This window comes from Streptomyces sp. 5-10, assembly GCF_014712245.1.
Classification (GTDB): Bacteria; Actinomycetota; Actinomycetes; order Streptomycetales; family Streptomycetaceae; genus Streptomyces; species Streptomyces violaceusniger.
The window spans coordinates 1-5496 of sequence record NZ_JACVYG010000135.1; the positions used below are offsets into that span (position 1 = coordinate 1).

1 pseudogene is annotated in these 5496 nt (G+C 73.2%); it reads left to right on the plus strand.

The features are described from left to right. A pseudogene (locus IEJ02_RS47295) lies at nucleotides 1–5496 on the plus strand (SDR family NAD(P)-dependent oxidoreductase); the annotation flags it as partial.

The window sequence follows — 5496 nt, forward strand, 5'->3', positions numbered from 1 at the left end:
ACCCCCACCCGCTTCCTCACCCACCTCGCCCACCTCACCACCCACGGCCACACCCCCAACTGGCCAGCCCTCTACACCACCACCAACCCCCACCCCACACCCCTCCCCACCTACCCCTTCCAACACCAGCACTACTGGCTCACCCGAACCAGCAGTGCGGGCGATGTGAGTGCCGTGGGACTTCAGGACACCGGCCATCCGTTGGCCGGGGCCGTGGTGAGCGTGCCCGACACCGGCGGTGTGATGCTCACCGGGCAGCTGTCACTGGCCACCCACCCGTGGCTGGCCGATCACGCGGTGTCCGGAACGGTGCTGCTGCCCGGCGCCGCGATGGCCGAACTCGCCATCCGCGCCGGAGACGAGACCGACACGCCCACCCTGGAAGAGCTGGTCATCGGCCAGCCGATGACACTGCCCGAAGACGGTGCGCTGCAGGTCCAGGTGCTGGTCGGCGGCGAGGAGGGCGGGCGCCGTGGCGTGCGGATCTACTCCCGCGCCGACGCGGCCCAGGAATGGCTGGAGCACGCCTCGGGCACACTCGCCCCGCAGCCGGGCGGCTCGGCCGAGGACGGCATGGGGGTCGGCACGGAGGAGAGCACGGCCGAGTGGCCGCCGCCCGGTGTCGAGCCGGTCGCTCTGGACGACTTCTACGACGACCTCGCCCGGGCCGGATACGAGTACGGGCCCGCGTTCCGCGGCCTGAAGGCGGTGTGGAAGCGCGACGGCGAGGTGTTCGCGGAGGCCGCGCTGCCGGAGGAGCAGTCGGAGGTGGCCGGCCGGTTCGGCATCCACCCGGCGCTGCTGGACGCCGCGCTGCACGCGAGCAACTTCTGTGTGCCCCCGTCCCCGGGCCAGACCCCGCTCCCCTTCGTATGGAACGACGTACGGCTGCTGGCGGCGGGAGCCACCGCCGTCCGTGTGCGCTCCCGCGCCACCGGCACCGACTCGTTCACCATCAGCCTGTTCGACACCACCGGCGCCCCCGTCGCCTCGGTGGACTCCCTGGTGCTCCGGGCGATCAGTCCCGAACAGCTCGCCGCCGCCTCCAGCGGCGCCGATCGGTCCGCCGACTCGCTGTTCACGCTGGATTGGACCGAGCACCCGGCGACCGCCGACACCGAGGTCTCGTGGGCCACCCTCGACGACGCCGACGTGGACGCGCTGGTCGCGGGCGAGGACCGGCCCGAGGCCGTGCTCATCGACACCACCGCCTGGACCGCCGAGGACACCGGCCTGCCCGCGCGGACCCGGGGCCTGGCCACCCGCGCACTGCATCTGGTGCAGCGGTGGGTCGACGAACCCGAACTCACCGACATCCGCCTGGTGTTGCGCACCCATGGCGCGGTGTCCGTGCACAACCCCGGCGAGGTCACCGACCCGGCCGCCGCCGCCATCTGGGGCCTGGTCCGCTCCGCCCAGTCCGAACACCCCGGCCGAATCACCCTGGTGGACGCCGACGACGCATCGCGGGAGGCCCTGCCCGCAGCCGTGGCGTCCGGCGAACCGCAGTTGGCGCTGCGCCGTGGGTCGCTGTGGGTGCCGCGTCTGGTGCGGTCGCCGCGGGGTCTCGCCCTGCCCGAGCACGAGCACTGGTACCTCGACGTCTCGGAGAAGGGCAGCCTGGAGAACCTGGTGCTGCGGCCGGACACGGAGGCCACCGCGCCCCTGGCCACCGGTCAGGTCCGGATCGAGGTCCGCGCCGCCGGCCAGAACTTCCGGGACGTGCTCGTCGCCCTCGGCGGCGTGGCGGGTCAGGAGGGCCTGGGCGGCGAGGGTGCCGGTGTGGTGACGGAGGTCGGCCCGGGTGTCGAGGGCCTGGCCGTGGGGGACCGGGTGATGGGCCTGTTCCCCCGCTCGTTCGGCCCGTTGGCCACCGCGGACGCGCGAACCGTGGCGCCGATCCCCGAGGGCTGGTCGTACGCCACGGCCGCCGGAGTGCCGGTGGCCTATCTGACGGCGCTGTACGGGCTGCGGGACCTGGGCGACATCCATCAGGGTGAGACGGTGTTGGTGCATGCCGCCGCGGGCGGGGTGGGCATGGCCGCCGTCCAGCTGGCGCGGCACTTCGGCGCCACCGTGTACGCCACCGCCCATCCCTCGAAGCACCATGTGCTGACCGCGCTGGGAGTGCCGGAGGAGCGTCTTGCGTCCAGCCGCGACCTCGGCTTCGCCTCGGCGTTTCCGGCGCTGGACGTGGTGCTGAACTCGCTCACGGGCGAGTTTGTGGACGCCTCGCTGGGGCTGCTCGGCACCGGTGGCCGGTTCGTGGAGATGGGCAAGAACGACATCCGCGACCCCGTCACCATCGCCGAAGCACATCCCGGGGTGGCCTACCAGGCGTTCGACCTGGGAGGCGACGCGGGGCCCGACCGCATCCGGGAGTTGCTCGCGGAGCTGGTGGAACTGTTCCGGCAGGGTGCGATCCAGCCGCTGCCCGTACGGCACTGGGACATCACCCGTGCCCCCGAGGCGTTCCGGTGGATGAGCCAGGGCCGTCACACCGGCAAGATCGTGCTCACCATCCCGCGCGCCCCGGACCCCGACGGCACCGTCCTGGTCACCGGCGGCACCGGAACCCTCGGCGCCACCATCGCCCGCCACCTCATCGCCCAGCACGGCGCACGCCATCTGCTCCTGCTCAGCCGCCAGGGCCCCGACGCCCCCGGCGCCACGGACCTCGCCACCGCACTCACCGACCTCGGCGCACACGTCCGCATCGCCGCCTGCGACACCGCCGATCGCGACCAACTCGCCGCCGTCCTCGCCGGCATCGAGGCCGACCACCCCCTCACCGCCGTGGTCCACACCGCGGGAACCCTGGACGACGGCATCCTCACCGCACTCACCCCCGACCGCCTCGACACCGTCTTCCGCCCCAAAGTCGACGCCATCACCCACCTCCACGACCTCACCCGAGACCACGACCTGGCGGCGTTCGTCATCTACTCCTCCGCCGCCGGGACGCTCGGCAACGCGGGCCAGGCCAACTACGCCGCCGCCAACGCCTTCCTCGACGCCTTCGCCCAGTGGCGGCACGCCCACCACCAGCCCGCCACCTCGCTGGCATGGGGGCTGTGGAGCGACACCAGCACGCTCACGGCGACGATGGACGCCACCGACGTACGCCGCACCCGGCGCGCGGGGGTGCTGGGCATGGACAACGCCGAGGCGCTGCGGGTGTTCGACACCGGGCTGCGGTCCGGACTGCCCGCGCTCGTGGCCGCGAAGCTCGACCTCGCCGCCCTCCGCACGCCGGACGCCGAGGTGTCCCCGCTGCTGCGCGGGCTGGCACGGCCGGTGCGGCGCACGGCGCGTACCGTGGCCGCGACCCCGGCGGCCGGTGGTCTGTCGGGGCAGCTGGCCGGGCTGTCCCCCGCCGGGCAGCAGGAGTTCCTGCTCAATCTGGTACGGGCGGAGGCCGCGGTGGTCCTCGGCCACACCGGTCCCGAGGCGATCGAGCCGACGGTGGCGTTCAAGGAGATGGGCTTCGACTCGCTGACGGCGGTCGAGCTGCGCAACCGGCTCAACTCGGCGACGGGACTGCGTCTGCCCGCCACGTTGCTCTTCGACCGCCCGACCCCTGCCCTCCTCGCCGAGCTGCTCCACACCGAGCTGGGCGGCGGTCCGGCGCCCGCCGCGGCGGCCCCGGTGACCGTGCGCACCGCCGCGGACGAGCCGATCGCCGTGGTGGCGATGAGTTGCCGGCTGCCGGGCGGGGTGACCGACCCGGACGGGCTGTGGGACCTGCTGCTCGGAGAGCGCGACGGCATCACCGACTTCCCCCGCGACCGGGGCTGGGACCTGGAGGCGCTGTTCGACGCCGACCCGGACCGCAGTGGAACGTCCTATGTGCTGCGCGGCGGGTTCCTCGAGGACGCGGCCGGTTTCGACGCGGACTTCTTCGGCATCTCACCACGTGAGGCGCTGGCGATGGATCCGCAGCAACGGCTGTTCCTGGAAGCCTGCTGGGAGGCGTTCGAGCGGGCGGGCATGGACCCGACGGCGGTAGGAGGCCGGGACATCGGCGTGTTCGCCGGTGTCATCAACCAGGACTACGGCGTGCGCAGCGGGCCCGCCCCCGAGGACCTGGAGGGCTACCTGCTCACCGGCTCGGCGACGAGTGTCGCCTCCGGCCGGGTGGCGTATGTGCTGGGCCTGGAGGGCCCGGCGGTCACGGTGGACACGGCGTGCTCCTCCTCGCTGGTGGCCATGCACTGGGCCGTACAGGCGCTGCGGCAGGGCGAGTGCTCGATGGCGCTGACCGGGGGTGCCACGGTGATGGGGCGGCCCTCGGCGTTCGTGGAGTTCTCGCGCCAGCGCGGTCTGGCGCCGGACGGGCTGTGCAAGGCGTTCGGCGCGGGTGCGGACGGCACGGCCTTCAGTGAGGGCGTCGGCGTACTGCTGCTGGAGCGGCTGTCCGACGCCCGTCGCAACGGCCACGAGGTGCTGGCCGTCATCCGTGGTACGGCGGTGAACCAGGACGGGGCGAGCAACGGCCTCACCGCGCCGAACGGGCCCTCGCAGCAGCGGGTGATCCGGCAGGCACTGGCGAACGCGGGGCTGTCGCCCGCCGACATCGACGCGGTCGAAGCCCACGGCACCGGCACCGCCCTCGGCGACCCGATCGAGGCCCAGGCACTCCTGGCCACCTACGGGCAGGACCGCCCGGGGGACGAGCCGGTGTGGCTCGGTTCGCTGAAGTCCAACACCGGACACACGCTGGCCGCGGCGGGCGTGTCCAGCGTCATCAAGATGGTGCTGGCGATGCGGCACGGCACGCTGCCACGCTCCCTGCACGCCAACGAGCCGACGCCCGAGGTGGATTGGACATCGGGCGCGGTGTCCCTGCTGACCGAGGCCCGGCCCTGGCCGGAGACCGGACACCCCCGCCGCGCCGGGATCTCCTCCTTCGGTATCAGCGGCACCAACGCCCACCTCATCCTGGAGCAGGCACCCGAACCGGAATCCGAAGCCGCGCCGAAGCCGGACGACGGNCGAACCGGAATCCGAAGCCGCGCCGAAGCCGGACGACGGTACGGACGCCCCCGGACTCGTGGCGACCGGCGGGACCGTGCCCTGGGTCCTGTCCGCCAAGACCCCCACAGCCCTTCGGGCTCAGGCCCAGCGCCTGCTGGACCACCTGGAATCCGGGGTGACCGGGCGGCCGGTGGACATCGGCTGGTCCCTGGCCACCACCCGCACCCTCCATGACCACCGCGCCGTCATCATCACCGACACCGAGGGCAGTGAGGTCACGGCCGCTCTCACCGCCCTCGCCACCGAACAACCCCACCCCCGCCTCACCACCGGCCACGCCACCACCCGCGGCAAGACGGTCTTCGTCTTCCCCGGCCAGGGGGCCCAGTGGGCAGGCATGGGAGCCCAACTGCTCCAGACCTCACCGGTCTTCGCCGCCCGGCTGAACGAGTGTGCCGAGGCCCTCGCCCCCCACACCGACTGGTCGCTGATCGACGTCATCACCGGCGCACCCGACGC